Source organism: Clostridium nitrophenolicum, assembly GCF_055391695.1.
Map to the genome: position 1 here is coordinate 2,547,864 of NZ_AP042469.1, position 19,031 is coordinate 2,566,894.

The 19,031-nt window shown below is 31.6% G+C and carries 18 protein-coding genes, 1 riboswitch and 2 other annotated features (1 of these 21 only partly in view); of the genes, 14 read left to right on the forward strand and 4 right to left on the reverse strand.

The features are described from left to right. Positions 1-167: 167 nt before the first annotated feature. Positions 168-392, forward strand: coding sequence for a DUF5652 family protein (locus tag ACZ5N4_RS11950; protein ID WP_464210196.1), 225 nt, complete (start codon positions 168-170; stop codon positions 390-392). Between the two features lie 162 nt (positions 393-554). Here the strand turns inward: ACZ5N4_RS11950 and ACZ5N4_RS11955 are convergent, their stop codons facing one another. After that, on the reverse strand, positions 555-1,493 hold the full coding sequence (locus tag ACZ5N4_RS11955; protein ID WP_464210198.1) for a DMT family transporter: 939 nt from the start codon (positions 1,491-1,493) through the stop codon (positions 555-557). A gap of 222 nt (positions 1,494-1,715) precedes the next feature. After that, a riboswitch (TPP riboswitch) is annotated at positions 1,716-1,823 on the forward strand. A gap of 147 nt (positions 1,824-1,970) precedes the next feature. Here ACZ5N4_RS11955 and thiS point away from each other — a divergent pair. From thiS to ACZ5N4_RS12010, 11 genes are all read left to right on the forward strand, one after another. Further along, positions 1,971-2,165, forward strand: coding sequence for a sulfur carrier protein ThiS (thiS, locus tag ACZ5N4_RS11960; RefSeq protein WP_464210200.1), 195 nt, complete (start codon positions 1,971-1,973; stop codon positions 2,163-2,165). Positions 2,166-2,169: 4 nt separating this feature from the next. Continuing rightward, positions 2,170-2,970, forward strand: a complete 801-nt coding sequence (gene thiF, locus ACZ5N4_RS11965) for a sulfur carrier protein ThiS adenylyltransferase ThiF (protein ID WP_464210914.1) — start codon at positions 2,170-2,172, stop codon at positions 2,968-2,970. Between the two features lie 14 nt (positions 2,971-2,984). Beyond that, complete coding sequence (locus ACZ5N4_RS11970) at positions 2,985-3,749, forward strand: thiazole synthase (RefSeq protein ID WP_464210201.1); 765 nt, start codon at positions 2,985-2,987, stop codon at positions 3,747-3,749. Between the two features lie 11 nt (positions 3,750-3,760). Continuing rightward, positions 3,761-4,876 carry a 2-iminoacetate synthase ThiH gene (gene thiH / locus ACZ5N4_RS11975; RefSeq protein ID WP_464210203.1) on the forward strand — a complete coding sequence of 372 codons (1,116 nt, stop codon included), beginning with the start codon at positions 3,761-3,763 and terminating at the stop codon, positions 4,874-4,876. Next, positions 4,863-5,492: a thiamine phosphate synthase gene (locus ACZ5N4_RS11980; protein ID WP_464210205.1), complete on the forward strand. Its 630-nt coding sequence runs from the start codon at positions 4,863-4,865 to the stop codon at positions 5,490-5,492. Before thiH ends, ACZ5N4_RS11980 begins: the two co-directional genes overlap by 14 nt. A 349-nt stretch (positions 5,493-5,841) precedes the next feature. Continuing rightward, positions 5,842-6,101: a binding site (T-box leader), on the forward strand. A 235-nt stretch (positions 6,102-6,336) separates the two neighbouring features. Beyond that, entirely contained in the window at positions 6,337-7,656 is a 1,320-nt protein-coding gene (gene aspS / locus ACZ5N4_RS11985; RefSeq protein WP_464210207.1) for an aspartate--tRNA(Asn) ligase, read from the forward strand. Between the two features lie 77 nt (positions 7,657-7,733). Continuing rightward, complete coding sequence (gene gatC, locus ACZ5N4_RS11990; RefSeq protein WP_464210209.1) at positions 7,734-8,033, forward strand: Asp-tRNA(Asn)/Glu-tRNA(Gln) amidotransferase subunit GatC; 300 nt, start codon at positions 7,734-7,736, stop codon at positions 8,031-8,033. Positions 8,034-8,065: 32 nt separating this feature from the next. After that, entirely contained in the window at positions 8,066-9,526 is a 1,461-nt protein-coding gene (gene gatA / locus ACZ5N4_RS11995; protein WP_464210210.1) for an Asp-tRNA(Asn)/Glu-tRNA(Gln) amidotransferase subunit GatA, read from the forward strand. Between the two features lie 119 nt (positions 9,527-9,645). Next, positions 9,646-11,085, forward strand: a complete 1,440-nt coding sequence (gene gatB, locus ACZ5N4_RS12000; RefSeq protein ID WP_464210212.1) for an Asp-tRNA(Asn)/Glu-tRNA(Gln) amidotransferase subunit GatB — start codon at positions 9,646-9,648, stop codon at positions 11,083-11,085. A 277-nt stretch (positions 11,086-11,362) separates the two neighbouring features. Further along, on the forward strand, positions 11,363-12,817 hold the full coding sequence (locus tag ACZ5N4_RS12005) for an MFS transporter (RefSeq protein ID WP_464210214.1): 1,455 nt from the start codon (positions 11,363-11,365) through the stop codon (positions 12,815-12,817). Positions 12,818-12,896: 79 nt separating this feature from the next. Continuing rightward, positions 12,897-13,217, forward strand: coding sequence for a hypothetical protein (locus ACZ5N4_RS12010; protein ID WP_464210215.1), 321 nt, complete (start codon positions 12,897-12,899; stop codon positions 13,215-13,217). A 57-nt stretch (positions 13,218-13,274) separates the two neighbouring features. Here the strand turns inward: ACZ5N4_RS12010 and modA are convergent, their stop codons facing one another. The 3 genes from modA to modB all read right to left on the reverse strand — a co-directional run bounded on the left by modA (position 13,275) and on the right by modB (position 15,510). Further along, positions 13,275-14,057, reverse strand: coding sequence for a molybdate ABC transporter substrate-binding protein (gene modA, locus ACZ5N4_RS12015; RefSeq protein ID WP_464210217.1), 783 nt, complete (start codon positions 14,055-14,057; stop codon positions 13,275-13,277). 105 nt (positions 14,058-14,162) lie between these two features. Then, on the reverse strand, positions 14,163-14,828 hold the full coding sequence (locus ACZ5N4_RS12020; protein WP_464210218.1) for an ATP-binding cassette domain-containing protein: 666 nt from the start codon (positions 14,826-14,828) through the stop codon (positions 14,163-14,165). Positions 14,829-14,847: 19 nt separating this feature from the next. Then, positions 14,848-15,510 carry a molybdate ABC transporter permease subunit gene (gene modB, locus ACZ5N4_RS12025; protein ID WP_464210220.1) on the reverse strand — a complete coding sequence of 221 codons (663 nt, stop codon included), beginning with the start codon at positions 15,508-15,510 and terminating at the stop codon, positions 14,848-14,850. A gap of 229 nt (positions 15,511-15,739) precedes the next feature. On the opposite strand from modB, the gene ACZ5N4_RS12030 reads away from it, so the two are divergent. Together ACZ5N4_RS12030 and ACZ5N4_RS12035 are read left to right on the forward strand one after the other, a co-directional pair. Continuing rightward, positions 15,740-16,786 (forward strand): XdhC family aldehyde oxidoreductase maturation factor, encoded by a 1,047-nt coding sequence (locus tag ACZ5N4_RS12030; protein WP_464210222.1) that lies wholly within the window; start codon positions 15,740-15,742, stop codon positions 16,784-16,786. 30 nt (positions 16,787-16,816) lie between these two features. After that, on the forward strand, positions 16,817-18,694 hold the full coding sequence (locus ACZ5N4_RS12035; protein ID WP_464210224.1) for a sigma-54 interaction domain-containing protein: 1,878 nt from the start codon (positions 16,817-16,819) through the stop codon (positions 18,692-18,694). Between the two features lie 172 nt (positions 18,695-18,866). Further along, positions 18,867-19,031: a binding site (T-box leader), on the forward strand; it runs 71 nt beyond the window's last position.

Genomic DNA, 19,031 nt, shown 5'->3' on the forward strand with positions numbered 1-19,031 from the left:
AAAAAGTGTTTAGTTAGATGACTTTTGCAGCTTTAGTAGGAGGAGAAATCCATTTATTTTCAATATGCTTCTCTTCCACTCAAATCAAATAAATATGCGGCACGAATAATAATTTAAACATATGCAAAATCTATTTAATGGGTATTATGTAAAAAGGAGCTGATATTTTGCCTAATAACATTCAACTCATATTTAATAATCCCTATGTTTTTTATCCTCTAATCATTTGGGCTGTGGTCTGGAAAGGATTAGCTCTATGGAGAGCTGCCAGACTTAAACAATTAGGATGGTATATAGCATTAATTATCATTAACACCTTTTGTATATTAGAGATAATCTATCTCATTGCTACAAATAAAAAATATAAGGAATCCAAGGGCTGTATATTCTAACTTTTATAGCCTCTGTTTGATATAGCCTCTGTTTGAGTAAAATATATCTTTTGTGCTCGGCTGCCAATCATCTTTTGTTTTTCTTGTGAGAAAGGATAACAGTATTTTCTCAACTATGACTTCTGTGGCCGGCGGGGCACTGCATTGCCTATTCTCGTCTTATTATACCCCCTCAATTTCTTTAGCTACAATTTCATCTTTAAAGCTAAAGCGGCTGGTTCCCCAAACTCCGATAAGTATCATGATAGAACCAATTATATGATAATATTTAAACTCTTCATGTAATATAATAACTCCTGCAGCAATAGACACTATTGTTGAAAGATTTGCAAATACAGCTGATTTAGAAGCTTCAATTTTAGAGAGAGTAAAGTTTACTAAGAAAAATGCAATAACTGAAGACAAAATTCCTAAATAAAAGATAGATATAATAAAATCCTTACTCTTAAGTGGTAAAAGGTAATTGCTAAAAGTACCGTATATCATGTGTTCACCTATTGAAACTATATTAAAGAATAATGCCGCTAAACCCATCATAAAATAGGTTATTTCCATAGGTGTAAAACTTGAGGAAAGCTTTCTTGACAGTATGTTGAATACTGCAGCGGCCATTACTGTAATTATAAGAAGCACAATACCAATTATGCCGGTACTTCCTGAATTTGTACTATTCATAAAGGCAATATAAGCGACACCTGATACCGACAGAATTATAAAAAATAATTGAAGGCTAGAAAACTTTTCTTTAAGAAAATATGAAGCCAATATTGTAACGATTATAGGAATAAGCGCTATCATAATCCCTGCAAAAGATGATGATGAATACTTAATTCCATAGGTTTCAAAAATAAAATAAATTACAGGCTCCATAAGTGCTAAGAAAAATAAATTTTTTACAGGCTTATTTTTATAGTTTACTTTGATAACTTTAAAAGTTACAAGTAAAGTCATTATTACAAAAGCAGTTAAAAATCTAAAGGAAAGCAGCGAAAAAGGAGACGCTACATTTAAAGCTCTTTTAGAGAATAAAAAGCTTAAACCAAATATAATAGATGTAGTAGTAGCAGATAAATAAGGAAGCATATTTTTGTTATAACTCATAAAGATCCTCCATTTTGTAATACTTAGTTAAATTAAAGATTTAAGCATTTTGTACTTCAAATAATATAATACAATTATATCATAGCTTAATGCAATAAAAATTCATTAAATATACAAAAAATGTAATATTGTTAATTATAATTGATGGTTACAATTGTATATAGCTATTGATTTATAATATGGTTTATGATAAATTAAACTTAGAAATCGATAACAATTTAATATTATATCAAGGGGAGCCTATAAAGATAGGCTGAGAGTGGAATGTTATTCCTTACCCTCATAACCTGATTTGGGTAATGCCAACGTAGGGAGATACGGGATAGCTGTATTTTATCACAAATTCTCCGAATTTGTGATTTTTTATTTTAGTAATATTCGCAATTTTAGGTGTTAAGTATCCTAATAGATTAGGTTATGAGGGAAGCATATATTTATTTGCTTTCCTTTTTATTTTGACAAAAAGGAGGGAGTTAAATGATTATAAACGGTGAAGTAATGAATATAAAAGAAGGTACTACAGTTTCAGAATTACTTAAGGTTCTAAATCTAGATTGTCAGAAGATCGTAGTAGAAGTGGATTTAGAAATATTGAATAAAGATGAATTCACTTCAAGAAAGCTAACCAGTGAATCTAAAGTTGAAATAATCCGTTTTGTCGGAGGTGGCTAAAGTGATTAATATTTTTGTAAATGAGAAAAAGTATAAGATAGAGAATAACACTACTGTTTTTGAGCTCAAGGAAAGTATCAAAAAAGATGCAGATGTAATTGTATATAATGGATTTATCATAAAAGTAGATTATAAGCTAAAAGAAAATGATAAAGTTGTCTTTATAAAGAAAGGTGAGATTCCTAAGGCAGAAGATATGGAAGCGATGCTTATGTCAAGACATACACCCTTTGTCCATGAAAAAATAAAACAAGCTTCCGTAGGAATTGCGGGACTAGGTGGCCTTGGTTCAAATATAGCTGTGTCACTTGCAAGAATAGGAATTGGCAGACTACTTTTAATAGACTTTGATGTAGTAGAGCCAAGTAATTTAAACAGGCAGCAGTATTTTATAAAACATTTGGGTATGAAAAAAACAGACGCATTAGAGCAAATAATAAGTGATTGCAATCCCTTCGTTAAAATTGAAAAAAAGGAGATCTTTATTGAGGAGAACAATATAATTGAAACTTTTAAAGACGTAGACATAATAGTGGAGGCTTTTGACAATCCAGTTTCCAAAGCTCTGCTCGTAAATACAGTGTTAAGTAAAATGAAAAACAAGAAAATAGTTGCAGCTTCCGGCATGGCAGGGTACTTTTCCAGCAATTCAATTGTTACTAAAAAGATAAAAGAGAACTTTTATCTAGTTGGTGATGGAGAAAATGAAGCTAAACCAGGCTGTGGACTTATGGCGCCTAGAGTAGCCATAGCTGCAAATCATCAGGCAAATACAGTGTTAAGAATCATATTAGGAGAAGAATAAATGGAGGTTTTATCATGGATAAATTAATAATTGGTGGCACAGAATTAAATAGCAGATTATTTGTAGGTACAGGTAAGTACTCATCTAATGAAATGATAGGTAAGGTTTTAGAAAGTTCACAATCACAGGTTATTACTGTTGCATTAAGAAGAGTGGACTTAAACTCAAAGGATGAAAATATATTAAATTTTATAAACAAGGATTGTATACTACTTCCTAATACTTCAGGAGCAAGAAATGCAGAAGAGGCTATTAGAGTTGCTAGATTGGGAAAGGCTGCTGGCTGTGGCAATTGGGTTAAGATAGAGGTTATTTCTGATAACAAATATCTTCTTCCAGACAATCTTCAAACAATAAAAGCTACAGAAGTTTTAGCCAAGGAAGGATTTGTAGTTCTTCCATATATGAATCCAGATTTAATGGATGCTAAGAGACTAGTCGATGCTGGTGCAGCAGCAGTAATGCCTTTAGGTTCACCTATAGGAACAAATAGGGGCATAAGAACAAAAGAGATGGTTAGAATTTTAATCGATGAAATAAAATTACCTATAGTTGTAGATGCTGGGATAGGAAGACCTTCAGAGGCAGCGGAAGCTATGGAAATGGGAGCAGATGCAGTGCTGGTAAATACAGCTATAGCTACTGCCGGGGATCCAATGTTAATGGCTAAAGCATTTTCATTCGCAGTACAAGCAGGCAGAATGGCTTATCTATCAAAACTAGGTGTTCAAAGAGAATATGCAGAAGCCTCATCTCCTCTTACAGGATTTTTACGATAGGAAGTGAAAAAATGGGTTTTTATGAAACAATAAGAAAGTTTCAGGATTTTGATTTTAATAATTATTTTGAAAAAGTGACGAATAATGACATTGAAAGAGTTTTGTCGAAGGACAGGATAAATGAAGAGGACTTTTTAAAACTACTTTCACCAAAAGCTGAAAATTACTTAGAAGCCATGGCACAAAAGGCAAGAGATATTACATTAAGGCATTTTGGAAAAAGTATAGTGCTATACACACCTATATATATTGCTAACTATTGTGAAAATAGATGTGCCTACTGCGGATATAACGTTGAAAATAAAATTGCGAGAAAAAAGCTTGCTTTTGAGGAAGTGGAACAGGAGGCCAAAGCTATTGCAGCAACTGGATTAAAGCATATAATAGTTCTAACTGGTGAGTCTTCATATTACACTCCAGTATCATATATAAAAGATTGTATAAAAATACTAAAAAAATATTTTAGTTCAATATGCATAGAAATATATCCATTAGAAGAAAAAGAGTATGCAGAACTTATTGAAGCTGGCGTGGACAGTCTCACAGTTTATCAAGAAGTATATAACGAAAAAGTATACGATAAGGTACATATTAGTGGACCTAAAAAAGACTATAAATACAGACTTGAAACTCCTGATAGAGCTTGTAGAGCCAAAATTCATTCTGTTGGAGTAGGAGCATTACTGGGACTTTATGAATGGAGAAGTGAGGCATTCTTTTCTGGACTTCATGGAGCGCACATCCAGGACATATATCCTGACGTAGAAATCAATATGTCTGTACCTAGAATAAGGCCTCATGCAGGAAGTTTTGTGGATATATTTGAAGTTACAGATAAAAATGTAGTTCAAGTAGCTTTAGCTTATAAAATATTCTTGCAGAGAGCGGGAATTAATATTACCACAAGAGAAAGCAAGGATTTTAGGGACAACTTTATTCTTCTTGGAGTTACTAAGATGTCTGCAGGAGTTTCTACAGAAGTTGGAGGTCATTCAGAGGGTGATAAGGGAGATGGTCAATTTGACATTGCAGATAACAGAACTGTAGAAGAGATAAAAGAGGTAATAATAAAAAAGGGATATAATCCAGTGTTTAAAGATTGGGGAGACTTAAATGCAGGGTTATAAAGAAGAACTTAATATGTTTCAACTTAAAGGAAATAAAAAGATATATATAGTAACAAATAGGAAGCTCATAAGAGAAGGAAGTATTTACGACGTAATAGAAAGATGTGCAAAAATGGGGGCCGATGGAGTAATACTAAGAGAAAAAGATTTGGATTATGAAGAGCTTAAAGATATTGCTTTAGGTGTTAGGAACATTACACAAAAGTATAATATTCCATTAATTGTGAATGGAAACATTGACGTGGCTATGGATATTAAAGCGGATGGTTTTCATAGCAGTTTTCAAGCTTTTAAAAATATAGCTGAAAAGATGGGATTGGAGAAGAGAATTCAAAGCGGGCAACGCAAATTTATCTATGGCGTTTCAATTCATAAACATGAAGAAGCTTTGGAAGCGGAAAAGTTAGGTGCAGATTACCTAATAGCAGGGAACATATTTGAAACAGATTGTAAGCCTGGACTAGAAGGTAAGGGAATAGATTTTTTATCAAAAATATGCAGCAGTGCTAACATACCTGTTATAGCTATAGGAGGCATAAATATTAATAATATAGAAAATGTTTTAGCTATCGGTGCTTTTGGAGTAGCTGTTATGTCATATGCAATGAAAATTTAATAATCTAGAAAAGACTGTTGTTTTGGTAATAGAAATACAGTCTTTTTTAATAGAAATCATGAATAAAAGTCTTTTTTGTGGAAAACTTAACTTTATAATGGAGTGTACTTAAGAATGGATAAAAACAACAATAAAACTCCAGATAAAGATAATAGAACTATGAAAAAAATTATATAATAAAAATTAATTTTATAATGTAACCTTTACTCTATTGATATAATATCATGTAATAAGTTATAGTAATAACTCATTATAAATAAATCAGCAAAGATATTAAAAAATTATTAAAATAGGGTATTGACGTATACTAATATTGTGATTATAATAAATAACATAAAGTTGAATTTTCAGAAAAGCGATGACAGGGAGAGTAAATATAGTCGGGATTTAAAGAGAATTCGGGATGGTGGAAACCGAATATGAACACTGTATTGAAGAACACCCTAGAGTGCTAACCGAAATTTGTAAGAGTAGGCTTAGACGCAGCGTCCAGCGTTATGAGGACTAAGTATCGAGAAAGCATGATTTTTCAATGTATTATCTGTACTGAATTGAGATGGCTATTAAAAGCTAGCTAGGGTGGCACCACGGAAATTATTCGTCCCTATACCATAACGGTATAAGGGCGTTTTTTATTTCTAAAAACGCTAAAGTACAGAATATTATTGAAAATGAATGAAAATAATATTTTATTTTCGATAAAAACATGCTTGCTGATATCATGAGAGAGCTTTAATGCTAATTTGGGTGGCACCGCGGAATTGTATTCGTCCCTGTATCTTTAAGATACAGGGACGTTTTTATATTGGTGAAGAAAAAATAAAAAATTTAGGAGGTAAAGATTATGGAAATGTTAGTAAAAAAAGAAGAAGTAGGGTCAAAAGAAAGAGTATATGTAGAAGATGTTAAAAAGGCTCATGGTGATGAAGTTTTAGTAAGAGGATGGATACACAAAATTCATGATTTGGGAAAATTTGGTTTTGTACACCTTAGAGATAAAACAGGAATAATTCAATTAGTTGCAGATAAAGAAACACTTAAAGAGTTGAAGGCAGAAATGAGTGTAGAAGTAGTAGGAACTAAAGTTGAAAACCCTAAGGCACCTGGTGGAATTGAATTGCAAATTAAAGATTTAAAAGTTTTAGGAAAAACCTATTATGATATGCTTCCAATAGCAGTTAATCAAGGGAAGACAAAAGTACACCTAGAAACGGAATTAGACCACAGAGGCATAAGTCTTAGAGCGCCAAAGAAAAGAGCAATCTTTAAAGTTCAGGAAGAAATAGTAACAGCTTTCAGAGATTATTTAAGAGGTGAGAAATTTTCAGAAATTCATACACCAAAAATATTAGGAACAGGTACTGAAGGTGGATCAGAAGTCTTTACTGTAAACTACTTTGATCGCAGAGCCTTTTTAGCTCAAAGTCCTCAATTTTATAAGCAGATGATGGTAGGAGCTGGATTTGAAAGAGTATTTGAGATAGGGCACGCATATAGAGCTGAGCTTCACAACACATGGAGACATTTAAATGAGTATGTAAGTCTTGACGTAGAGATGGGATTCATAAAGGATGAAAATGATGTTATGGATTTAGAAGAAGGTTTCATAAGATATCTATTTGAGTATCTAAGAAAGACTTGTCCAAATGAGTTAAAAATGTATGAAATAGAGCTTCCAGAAAAAGTTGAGATTCCTAGAATACCTCTTTCAGAGGCTCACAGAATATTATTAGAAAAGTGTGGCAAAAAGTCCCCAGTAGGAAATATAGATGCTGAAGGAGAAATTTTGTTTTCAAAATATGTAAAAGAAACTTATGGAAGTGACTTTGTTTTTCTTACAGAGTATCCTGCTCTCAAAAGGCCAATGTATGCAATGCCTGATGGTAAGGGAATGACAAGAAGCTTTGACTTAATATATAAAGGTTTGGAAATAACTACAGGAGGTCAAAGAATTCATGACTATGAAATGTTAAAAGAAAACATTATAAAATTTGGATTAAACCCTGAGGACTTTGATTTCTACATTGAAAACTTTAGATATGGCATGCCGCCACATGGTGGATTTGCAATAGGTCTTGAAAGATTAACTATGAAAATATTAAACCTAGAAAATATAAGAGAGTCTACGTTACTACCAAGAGATATGAAAAGAATGACACCCTAGGAATATTCAAATAAATAACAAGTGAATATGATAGCATATTTTGCGTCATACTGCGTTAGCAGAACCCAAATAATGAAATGGAGGAAAGAAAAATGATTAGTATTGATGAAGTAAAATATATTGCTAAACTTTCAAAATTAAAGTTTACGGAAGAAGAAGCAGAAAAAATGGCAGCAGAGTTTGGTGCAATTCTAGGACATTTTGAATATATAGATAAATTTGATTTAAGTGACATAGATATACATCCCAAGGGAGAAGGCTTGAAGTCAGTGATAAGAAAAGATGAAGAGAAAGTCTTTGAAGATAAGGAAAAACTGTTTCAAAATGTTAAAAGCAAAAGAGAAACTTATATTGAAGTTCCAAAGATAATTGAGTAGAGAATTAAATATTAAAATCAGGAGGAAGTCTTATGAGAATAGGAGCTATGACAGCTTATGAGATAAAAAAAGGTATAGAAGAAAAGAAATTTACGTCTGAAGAAGTTGTAATAGAATTATTTAAAAGAATAAAAGAAGTAGATAAAGATGTGGATGGATATTTAACATTATGTGAAGAAGAAGCGCTCAAAACCGCAAGAGCTGTTGATGAAAAAATCAAAAAGGGAGAAAAAGTAGGTAAATTAGCAGGGGTGCCTATTGCTATAAAAGATAATATATGTACAGACGGAATTAGAACTACCTGTGCATCTAAAATGCTAGAAGATTTTATTCCACCTTATGATGCTACAGTGGTTAAAAAATTAAAAGAAGAAGATGCAGTTATTATTGGAAAAACAAATATGGATGAATTTGCAATGGGATCTTCCACTGAAAATTCCGCATTTAAGAAGACAAAAAATCCTTGGGATTTAAAAAGGGTTCCAGGAGGTTCATCAGGTGGTTCCGCCGCAGTAGTAGCAGCAGGGATAGCACCAATATCTTTAGGATCTGATACTGGTGGCTCTATCCGTCAGCCCGCAGCCTTCTGTGGAATTGCAGGTCTTAAACCTACCTATGGGTTAGTATCAAGATTTGGATTAGTTGCTTTTGCGTCTTCACTTGATCAAATAGGTCCCTTCGGAAAGACCGTTAGAGATTGTGCACTTACGCTAGAAGTAATTGCAGGTCATGATTCAATGGATAGCACTAGTTATAACAAAGAAGTAGAAAAAGACTATTTAAGCGCATTAGATGGCAGAGTTGATGGATTAAAGATTGCAGTTCCAAAAGAATTCTTTGGAAAAGGGCTTAATAGTGAAATAGAAAAGTCTGTTAAAGATACAATGGAAAAGTTAAGAAGCATGGGAGCGGTAGTAGAGGAAATATCACTGCCTATTACAGAAGAAGGTCTTTCAGCTTACTATGTAATATCCTCAGCAGAAGCTAGCTCAAATCTTTCTAGATACGATGGAATAAGATACGGGTACAGAGCTAAGAATTATGAAACAGTAGATGAACTTATGGAAATGTCCAGAAGTGAAGGCTTTGGAAAAGAAGTTAAGAGAAGAATAATGCTTGGAACCTATGTATTATCCTCAGGTTATTATGATGCTTATTATAATAGAGCACAAAAGCTCAGAAAGAAGATACAAGAGCAGTATAAAGAAGTATTTGAAAGCTATGATTTGATTTTAAGTCCTACTTCACCAATATTACCATTTTCAAGTGGGGAGAAGAGTTCAAATCCACTAGAGATGTATTTAGCAGATATATATACCGTAAATATAAACTTGGCTGGAGTGCCTGCTATATCAATACCATGTGCCTTCAGCAGTGAAGGTCTTCCAATAGGTGTTCAAATTATTGGACCACATTTTGGTGAAAAGAAAATATTAAAAGCTGCTTATGCCTTAGAGCAGGAGCTAAATATAGATGCACTAGCAATTAAGTAGTGAATTGATGTAGAAATTACTCTTAAAACACACTTTGATTTTAATAATGAAAATAAAGATGCTAAAATTTAGAACCCTGTTTATGTAGTAAATTAACTTAAAAAGGAAGGAGCCTAATTATGAGCTTTGAAACTATAATAGGTCTTGAAATACATGCTGAATTACACACTAAGACTAAAATATTTTGTAACTGTTCCACAGAATTTGGAGCAGAGCCTAACAGTCACACATGTCCTATATGTTTGGGACTGCCGGGAACACTCCCAGTTCTAAACGAAGAAGTAATTAACCTTGCTGTTAAGGCAGGTACAGTATTAAACTGTGAAATAAATAAATTAAACAAAATGGATAGGAAAAATTACTTTTATCCAGATCTTCCAAAAGCATATCAGATATCTCAATTTGACATGCCAATATGCAAAGGTGGATATGTAGAATTCGAATTAGATAGAGTTAAAAAGAGAGTTCGTTTAAATAGAATACACATTGAAGAAGATGCTGGAAAACTTGTGCATCTTGAGGATGAGCCATTCTCATTAGTAGACTATAACCGTGTAGGAGTTCCACTAGCAGAAATAGTTACTGAGCCAGATCTACGTTCACCGCAGGAGGCAGTAGCATTTCTTAAAGCATTAAAATCTATTTTAGAGTATGCAGAGATTTCTGACTGTAGAATGGAACAGGGTTCAATGAGATGCGATGCAAACATTTCAATAAGAGCTATAGGAGAAGAAAAATTAAATGCTAAAGTAGAACTTAAAAATATAAACTCTTTTAGAGAGCTTCAAAAAGCTCTTGAAAAAGAAGAAAAACGTCAAAGAGAATTATACACTTATGGCGAGCAGCATAAAATAAAACAAGAAACAAGAAGATGGGACAGTGGAAAGGGAAGAACAGTTCCTATGAGATCTAAGGAAGATGCGGATGATTATAGATACTTTCCAGATCCAGATTTAGCTCCAATTATAATAAAAGATGAACAAATAGACGCTATAAGAAGCCATATTCCAGAGCTTCCACATGCAAAGAAACAAAGATTTATAGAAGAATATAAATTAGGAGAAAAAGAAGTGGAGATTCTTGTAGGAGATAAGGCTCTTGGAGAATTCTACGAGGGAGTGGTAAAAGAAGGAGCTGACCCTAAAACTGCATCAAATTGGATTTTAGGCGATTTGCTCAGAATATTAAAGGAAAAAGAAATGGAATGCGGTGATATGACTTTAGCACCACAGTTACTATATAGGCTTATAAAGCTTATTGACGAAGGAAAAATAAGCGGTACTGCTGCTAAAGAAGTATTTGATGAAATGTTTATGAGCGGCAAAAATCCAGAAGATATAGTAAAGGAAAAGGGATTAAGCCAGATAAGCTCATCAGAGGTTTTAGAAAAGGTTGTAAATGAAATTTTATCTGCAAATCCTAAATCTATAGAAGATTATAAAAATGGAAAACTTCAAGCTGCCGGATTCTTGATGGGTCAGGTAATGAAAGCTACTAAAGGTCAGGCTAACCCAGCGGTAGCTAAGGAACTTATAGAAGTAAAACTTAAAGAATATTAATTTTAAAAAACTACCTATGAATAATGGGTAGTTTTATTTTAGATTAAAGACTATCTGATTATTAAAACTTGTTGATAAAGAAAAGAGTAAGAGAGGGCTTTGTTAGATCTTATAGGAAAAAATTCTAAGCATTTAAATATATAACACCATAAAAATAATTAAGCTATAAATAGGGCAAAATATTAATAGAAAGGTCTATATATAATGCAGTTAAATAAAATATTATATAAAGTTTGCTTAGAAACTTTTTACTAGTGAAGGGAGCATATATCTTAATATGTTTAAAGAAAAAATGAACTGTGAAGATGAAAAACAAAAAATATACAAAAGAAGATGGATTATCTTAACGGTAGTTTTATTAGGTACCCTTATGGCTACACTAGATAGCAGCATTGTAAATGTAGCGCTCCCGGATATGTCTTCTAAGCTTTCTGTTGGATTAGATGAAATACAGTGGGTTGTTACTAGCTATTTAATTGTTGTTTCAGCTTTTGTGCTGATTTTTGGAAGAGTGGCAGACATAATAGGGAAAAGCAAAGTTTATCAATATGGCTTTTTAATATTTACAATTGGATCATTATTGTGTGGACTATCAGGGACTGTAAGGTTTTTAATTTTTTCTAGAATTATTCAGGCTATTGGTGCTGCTATGACTATGTCATCGAATCAAGGTATAATTGCAGCAACATTTCCTCCAAATGAAAGAGGAAGGGCATTGGGACTTTCCGCTACTACAGTTGCTGTAGGTACAATGCTTGGACCTCCTATAGGAGGAATTATGGTAGAATTTTTTAATTGGCAGTCTATATTTTTAATAAATATTCCAATAGGAATAATTGGGTATTTGGCAGGAAGAAAAATATTGCCTATAGATGAAAAATCTCAAGGACCTATACATTTTGATTTAAAAGGTTCTATTATATTTATAATTTTTGTTGTATCACTATTTTGGGCTATGTTAAGTGGAGAAAGCTTAGGGTGGAGAAATTACAAAATTATAATAAGCTTTGTAATAAGTATTGTTGCTTTAGTTTCTTTTTACTTTGTGGAAAAGCAGGTGGAGCATCCAATGCTTGACTTCAAAATGTTTCATAATAAGCTATTTAATTTAAGCATATTTTGTGCCTTTGTTTCTTTTGTGGCGATATTTTGTAATAATATAATTCATCCATTTTATCTTGAATATATAATGAATATTAGTCCGGGAAAAGCAGGTATACTAATGATGATTTTTCCAATAAGTGCAGGTACCATTGCACCTATAAGTGGTTATCTCTCAGACAAAATAGGCAGCGAGCTTCTTACTGTTTTAGGCTTGTTTGCAACAACAGTTGGTCTTCTTTTAGTAGGATTTTTAAATACAACTTCAACATACTTTGATATAGTGGTTAGAGTTGCAGTATTAGGCTTAGGAAATGGATTATTTCAATCACCTAATAATTCTATTGTTATGTCTCTTGTGCCTCGCGATAAGTTGGGAATAGCAGGAAGCGTTAATGCTCTAGTGAGAAATATGGGGATGGTTTTTGGAATAGCTTTTTCAGTAGCACTGCTTTATAACAGGATGAGTGCAAAGATAGGATATAATGTTACTAGCTTTGTACCAGGAAGACATGATGTATTTATATATGCTATGAATATTGTATACATAGCTGCGGCTTCAATTTGTGCCATTGGGATGATACTAACTATTATAAGAATGATTAAAAGAAAAAGTGTTAGCAATGGATAGAACTACAATATATATTTAACTTGAAACTAAATATAGACAGATAGAAAAATACATTACTTATGGAAGGAGTTGAGGTATTATGAGTAAGTTTACTCCAGATGACTTTGAAAAAATATTGAGTAATTTAAAAAGCAAAATAAAAGATTTTCTTGAGTGTGAAAATATAAGAGCAATTGAAAGCAATTTTAATACTAAAGGAATGATATTTAGGTCTAAAAATGATCCCAGAAAAGATGGAACAATTATAGTTGGAGAAGACAATGGTTTAATCGCAGTAGATATAAGTGTAGCTGATAATGCAGTAAGGAGCTTTATTCTTGAAGATGAAAATGACGGAGATGGAATAAAAAATATAATAGGATGGTTTGAACAAAATTATAAAGAAAAGAGCCTTAAATAGGACTCTTTTCTTTGTAATTATAATATTGATAGCAAAATTGCTTATTTTATAGAATTTTTAACCCACAGTTTCAAAACCATATTTTTTAAATGTAGCCTTAGCATCCTCTGAATTTAAGTATTCTAAGAACTTTTTAGCTTCATCTTTATTTTTACTGGAGGATATAACAGCTTCAGGATATAGTATTGGTTTATGTAATTTTTCATCAAAAACTTGAACTATAGAGCAATTTTTTAGACTTATAGTATCAGAATTATAAACTATGCCAGCAGCAGCTTCACCTTTTTCAACATAAGTTGCTACTTGAGTTACATCCTTACCATAAACTATTTTTGAACTGATTTTATCCCACTGATTTAAGTTTGTAAGTGTTTCTTTAGTATATTGACCTGCAGGAACAGAAGCAGGTTCTCCTACGGATATTTTAACGTCATTGTTTATTACGTCATTAATGTTCTTAATCTTATCTTTATAATCATTAGAAACTATTAGAACTAGCTTATTTTTCAATAGATTTTTCTTAGTATCCTTATCTATTAAGCTTTTAGCGTTTAAATCATCCATTTGCTTCATACCAGCAGAAATGAAAATATCCACAGAAGCTCCTTGCTCTATTTGTTTTTGTAAGGTTCCAGAAGAACCAAAGTTTAATGTAAGTTTCACATTATTTTTTTGCTCATATTTTGGTTTGAGTTCGTTTAAAGCATCTCTTAAGCTAGCGGCTGCAGAAATAGTAATATTTTTTTCAGGACTTTTATTAGCTTCATTTGCTGTTTTACCGCAGGCAGTAAAGGAAATTAATGCTAAAAGCGTCATTGCAGAAATTAATATTTTTCTCAATACAAGTTCCCCCTCGTAAAGTTATCAATTTACTAGAACAATGTATTCTAGTAGAAATAAAATGTTAGTTGATTAAAAGCATCGATGCGTAAAATATATATTTAATTACATAATTATGTTACGTTTTGGAGTTTCAACATCACAAATGTTACCGGATTCAATATTTATTATCCTATCTCCTAATAAACGAGCCTCTTCTGGATTATGAGTAACTAATATAATATCAATTTTCCATAACTTCTTTAATTGAAGAAATTCTTTATACACAGAATTTTTAGTGTTCACATCTAAGGCAGAAAAAGGTTCATCTAAAAGTAGCATCTCAGGTCTCACCGCCAGTGCTCTTGCTAAAGCAGCTCTTTGCTTTTCACCGCCGGATATTTGACTTGGGTATCTATCTTCAAGATGATAAATGTTAAATACATTCATCAAGTAATCTATGTAATCAGAATCCTTTAGTTTTTTGCATTTAGTTCCAAAGGATATATTTTGTTTTATAGTCATGTGAGGAAATAAAGCGTAATTCTGAAAAACATATCCAATATTTCTATCTTTAATTTTCATATTTATTTTTTTATTAGAGGAGAAAATTGTCTTACCATTCATTGTTATAGCTCCTTCGTCAGGAGCCTTAGTTCCACATATACAATCTAATATTGTTGTTTTCCCTGAGCCTGAAGGACCTTGAATAACAAGAACTTCTTTATCAATAGAAAAGCTAACATCTAAATTAAAATAATTCATTTTTTTAAATAATTTAATGTCAATCATTTATTATTTCCACCTTAAACTAATTATTATTCTTTTTCTTTGTCCACATGTTTAGTCCATAAATTAAAGTAAAACTAAATATCAAGACAATAGTGAAAAGTATATTTGCAGTTTTAGTATCTCCACCTTCAACTGCAAAATATATAGCTAGTGGAATTGTCTGTGTTTTGCCAGGAATATTTCCAGCTACCATAAGTGTAGCACCAAATTCTCCTAAAGCTCTGGCAAAAGAAAGAATTGTACCACTAAGTATTCCAGTATAAGCCAAAGGTAAAGTAACTTTAAAGAATACTCTAGCTTCACTGGCACCAAGAGTTCTAGCAGTGTTTTCATATATTTTATCAACGCTCGTAAAAGCTGCCTTACAACTTTGATACATTAATGGTAAAGAAACGATATAAGAAGCAATACAAGCAGCTGTAGTGGTAAATATTAAATGTACTCCAAAGAGATTATAAAGTACTTCTCCAATAAAGCCTTTTTTACCTAATAAAATCAGCAAACCATATCCTGTTACAGAGGGAGGAAGTACCATTGGTAAAATTATTATAGCTTCTAATATATCCTTACCTCTAAAATTATACTTTGTAAGTACTCTTGCTAAGAAGACACCAGTAATTAATGTAAAAATTGTTGAAATTAAAGATACTTTTAAAGATATAATTAAAGGACTTAATATCATAAAAACGACCTACTTCTGTTTAATTTGAATCAGTTGAACTTTATATATTTTATACATATCTAGTTTAACTTACTAAATATTATATGTAAACAACAACAGTATTATAAAAAATGTTTAAATAATGCGCAATGTTCAAAAAATAATCATTAATTTAATTTTACACATTGGACAATATAACATAAATATTTTATAGTATAAATATAAAATATTGCTATTAGAGGTGGTATACATGTTTCAGATATATGATATAGCAAGTGAGCTTATAGATAAAAGAGAAAATTTTGTTTTAGCTACTATTTTACATAAAAATGGCTCAGCGCCTCGTAAGCGAGGATCTAAAATGATAATAAAAGAGGATTATTCAATTATAGGCACTATTGGTGGAGGCCTATTTGAGGCTCTTACAGTTAAGTTATCCAAAGAGGTGTTTGATAACAAAAGATCTATAATTAAAAACCTTGATTTGTCAACTGAAGGTGGGAGCTCTCTAGAAATTGTATGCGGCGGAGAATTAAAAGTACTAATGGAATATGTTGATGCTGAGAACAATAATATTGCAGAAATATATAAGAAGTCATCTAACTTAAGGAAACAGGGAATAAATTTTTCAATAGTAACAAAAATAGAAAGTAAAGATGAAATTTTTCATAATAGCTGCAAGTGGATTTGCACTGAAATTGATTTTTATGGGGAAGAAAGTGATATAGTCCAACCAGTATTTCAAAAGATTAGAGAAAATTTTAAGGAAGTAACAGTGCAAGTGCTTATGGCAAATAAGGAGAAATACCTGATAGAACCTGTAATGAATTGTGAAACAGTATACCTATTTGGTGCTGGACATGTATCTCAAAAATTAGCAGAGGTTATGAAAATGTTAGATTTTAAAATTGTAGTTTTAGATGACAGGAGAGAGTTTGCTAATAAAGAAAGATTTAAAACCGCAGATAAAATCATCATACTTTCTGCCTTTGATGATATTTTAAAACATATAGAAATAAATGATCAAAGTTATATAGTGATAATAACAAGAGGACATGCTTACGATAAAGATATTTTAGCACAAGCCTTAGAAACAAATGCTAAATATATAGGTATGATAGGAAGTAAGACAAAAAGAAGCTTTATCTACAGCCAGTTAAAAGATGAGGGATACACTCAGGAGGAATTAGACAGAGTATTTTGTCCTATAGGACTGGAAATTTCAGCGCAAACTCCAGAAGAAATAGCCATTAGCATAGCTGCAGAGTTGATAAAAATAAGAAGAAGCAGCAAATAAAGTTAATACTTTGTAAAAGGAGTAATAGAAGTGATTAAAGAATCAGATATTAAAAATTCTCATGAAAGATGCAGAAATATTGGCATTGATACTGAACAAGTTTTTAGCAAAAAGATACTAGATGAAATAGAACTTAATATTAAATATGTAATTAATAGAGAATTAATTATAAATGCTTTGCCTCATATGGAGAATTTGGTTAAATATTCAGAGTGTGATGAATTTTTTTATATACTTACAGACTGTGATGGCTGCATACTAAGTGTTATTGGTGATGAGAAGATAGTTGCTGAGATCTCTAATATGAAAATAATACCTGGTGCATACATGGATGAAGAAAACATTGGAACAAACTCTATAGGAATGGCAATAAAAAACAAATGCCCTGCAATGATTTCATCCTCAGAACACTATATTAAGGCCTATAGTAAATGGACATCCTTTGCTGCTCCTATAAAAGATAACAATGACTTAATAATAGGAATTCTAAGCATTGTAGGGACTTCAGTAAAGTTCCATCCTCATACCATAGGTATGATTATGTCTTCCTGCAGCTCTATTAAGAAAATGATTGAGATTCAAAGATTAAACAAGATTCAATACGTAATAGATAAACACATAAAAACAGTTTTCGATGCAATCCCAAAAGCTTTAATTATATCTGATATAGAGGGAAAAATAAGAACCTATAATAAAAAAGCTTTAGAAATATTCAGAGCTACAGAGGAGCAATTAAAATCATTAAAAGTTAAGGATGTTGTGAAGGACTGGGATAACATAATAAAAGAAATATATTTAAGTAAAAGTGTTTCAATGGAAGTAAGTATACTAAATAATTCTAAATATAGGTTAATGGCAAAACCAATATATAATACAGAAGACAATATAATTGAGATAGTATATATTTTTGAAGAATTGAGCAAAAGCAGAAATTTTAGTGACAAATTCAAAAACTATCAAGCTTTTTATACCTTTGATAAAATAATTAGTGAAGAAGAGAGTATCACTTGTACAATTGAATATGCTAAAAAGATATCTAATAATAAAGGAACAGTGCTTATTACAGGAGAAAGTGGGACAGGTAAAAATTTATTTGCAGAGTCTATCCACAACTACAGCAGTAGAATGGATGGTCCTTTTGTAAAAGTAAATTGTAGTTCAATTCTCAAACCACTTATTGAATCGGAGCTTTTTGGATATGAATATGAAGACACAATAAGTGGTAAAAAGGAAATTAATGTAGGGAAGCTTGAACTAGCTGATGGTGGTACTATATTTATTGAAGAAGTAGGGAATTTATCAAGAAGTGCCCAAACAAAAATACTTAAAATGATTCAGGAAGGTGTTATAACCAGAGTTGGCAGCAATAGGCCTATACCTGTAGACGTAAGAATTATAACATCAAGCAGTAAAAATTTAAAAGAAGAAGTTGAAAAAGGAAATTTAAGAAAAGATCTATTTTATCGATTAAATGTACTGCCTATTTATCTTCCACCACTTAGGAATAGAAAAAGTGATATATCCGTTCTTACTGAGCATTTTATGAAGATAGAAGCCCAAAAATGTAATAAGAATAATATTATTATACCTCAAGAATACAGCTGGAAAATGCTTAGTTATAATTGGCCGGGAAACGTTGAAGAATTAAAAAATATAGTTAAACTTATTGTAGAAGCAGAAATGATGCCTATAGGTTATTTTAGTGAAAAAGATTGTAAAATAGTAAAACTATTAGATTTAAATAAAGAGCATTTAAAGTTTGACTATATTGAAAAACAGCATATTTTAAAGGTTTTAAAAATATTTAAAGGTAATATTACTCATGCCGCAGAAATACTTGGAATGCAGCGGAACACTCTATACAATAAAATAAAAAAGCATGGAATCAGCGTATCAAATTTAGGCTAATAAATCTTTTAAGTAGACTTTATAATGTTATATGGGGTTTCTAATTAGAAACCCTATATAGAGTTAAAAGATCGAAAATTAGCATAATTTGATATAAAAAATATATTGATTTTTATTAAAGCATCATTTATAATCTAATTAAAATCCGATTAAATATATTGGAATTATAAGAATAAATGCTGTGAATAGGAAAAGTAAGTTATATGGATCAGACAGAGAGAGGCTCCTTGGTTGAGAGAGCTTTATGTGCAAATATATCTGAAGTGCCCCTATGAGCATAAAACCGAAATTAGTAGGCTTTTACGGAATCTCCCGTTACAGAGATATGGTATGTCAG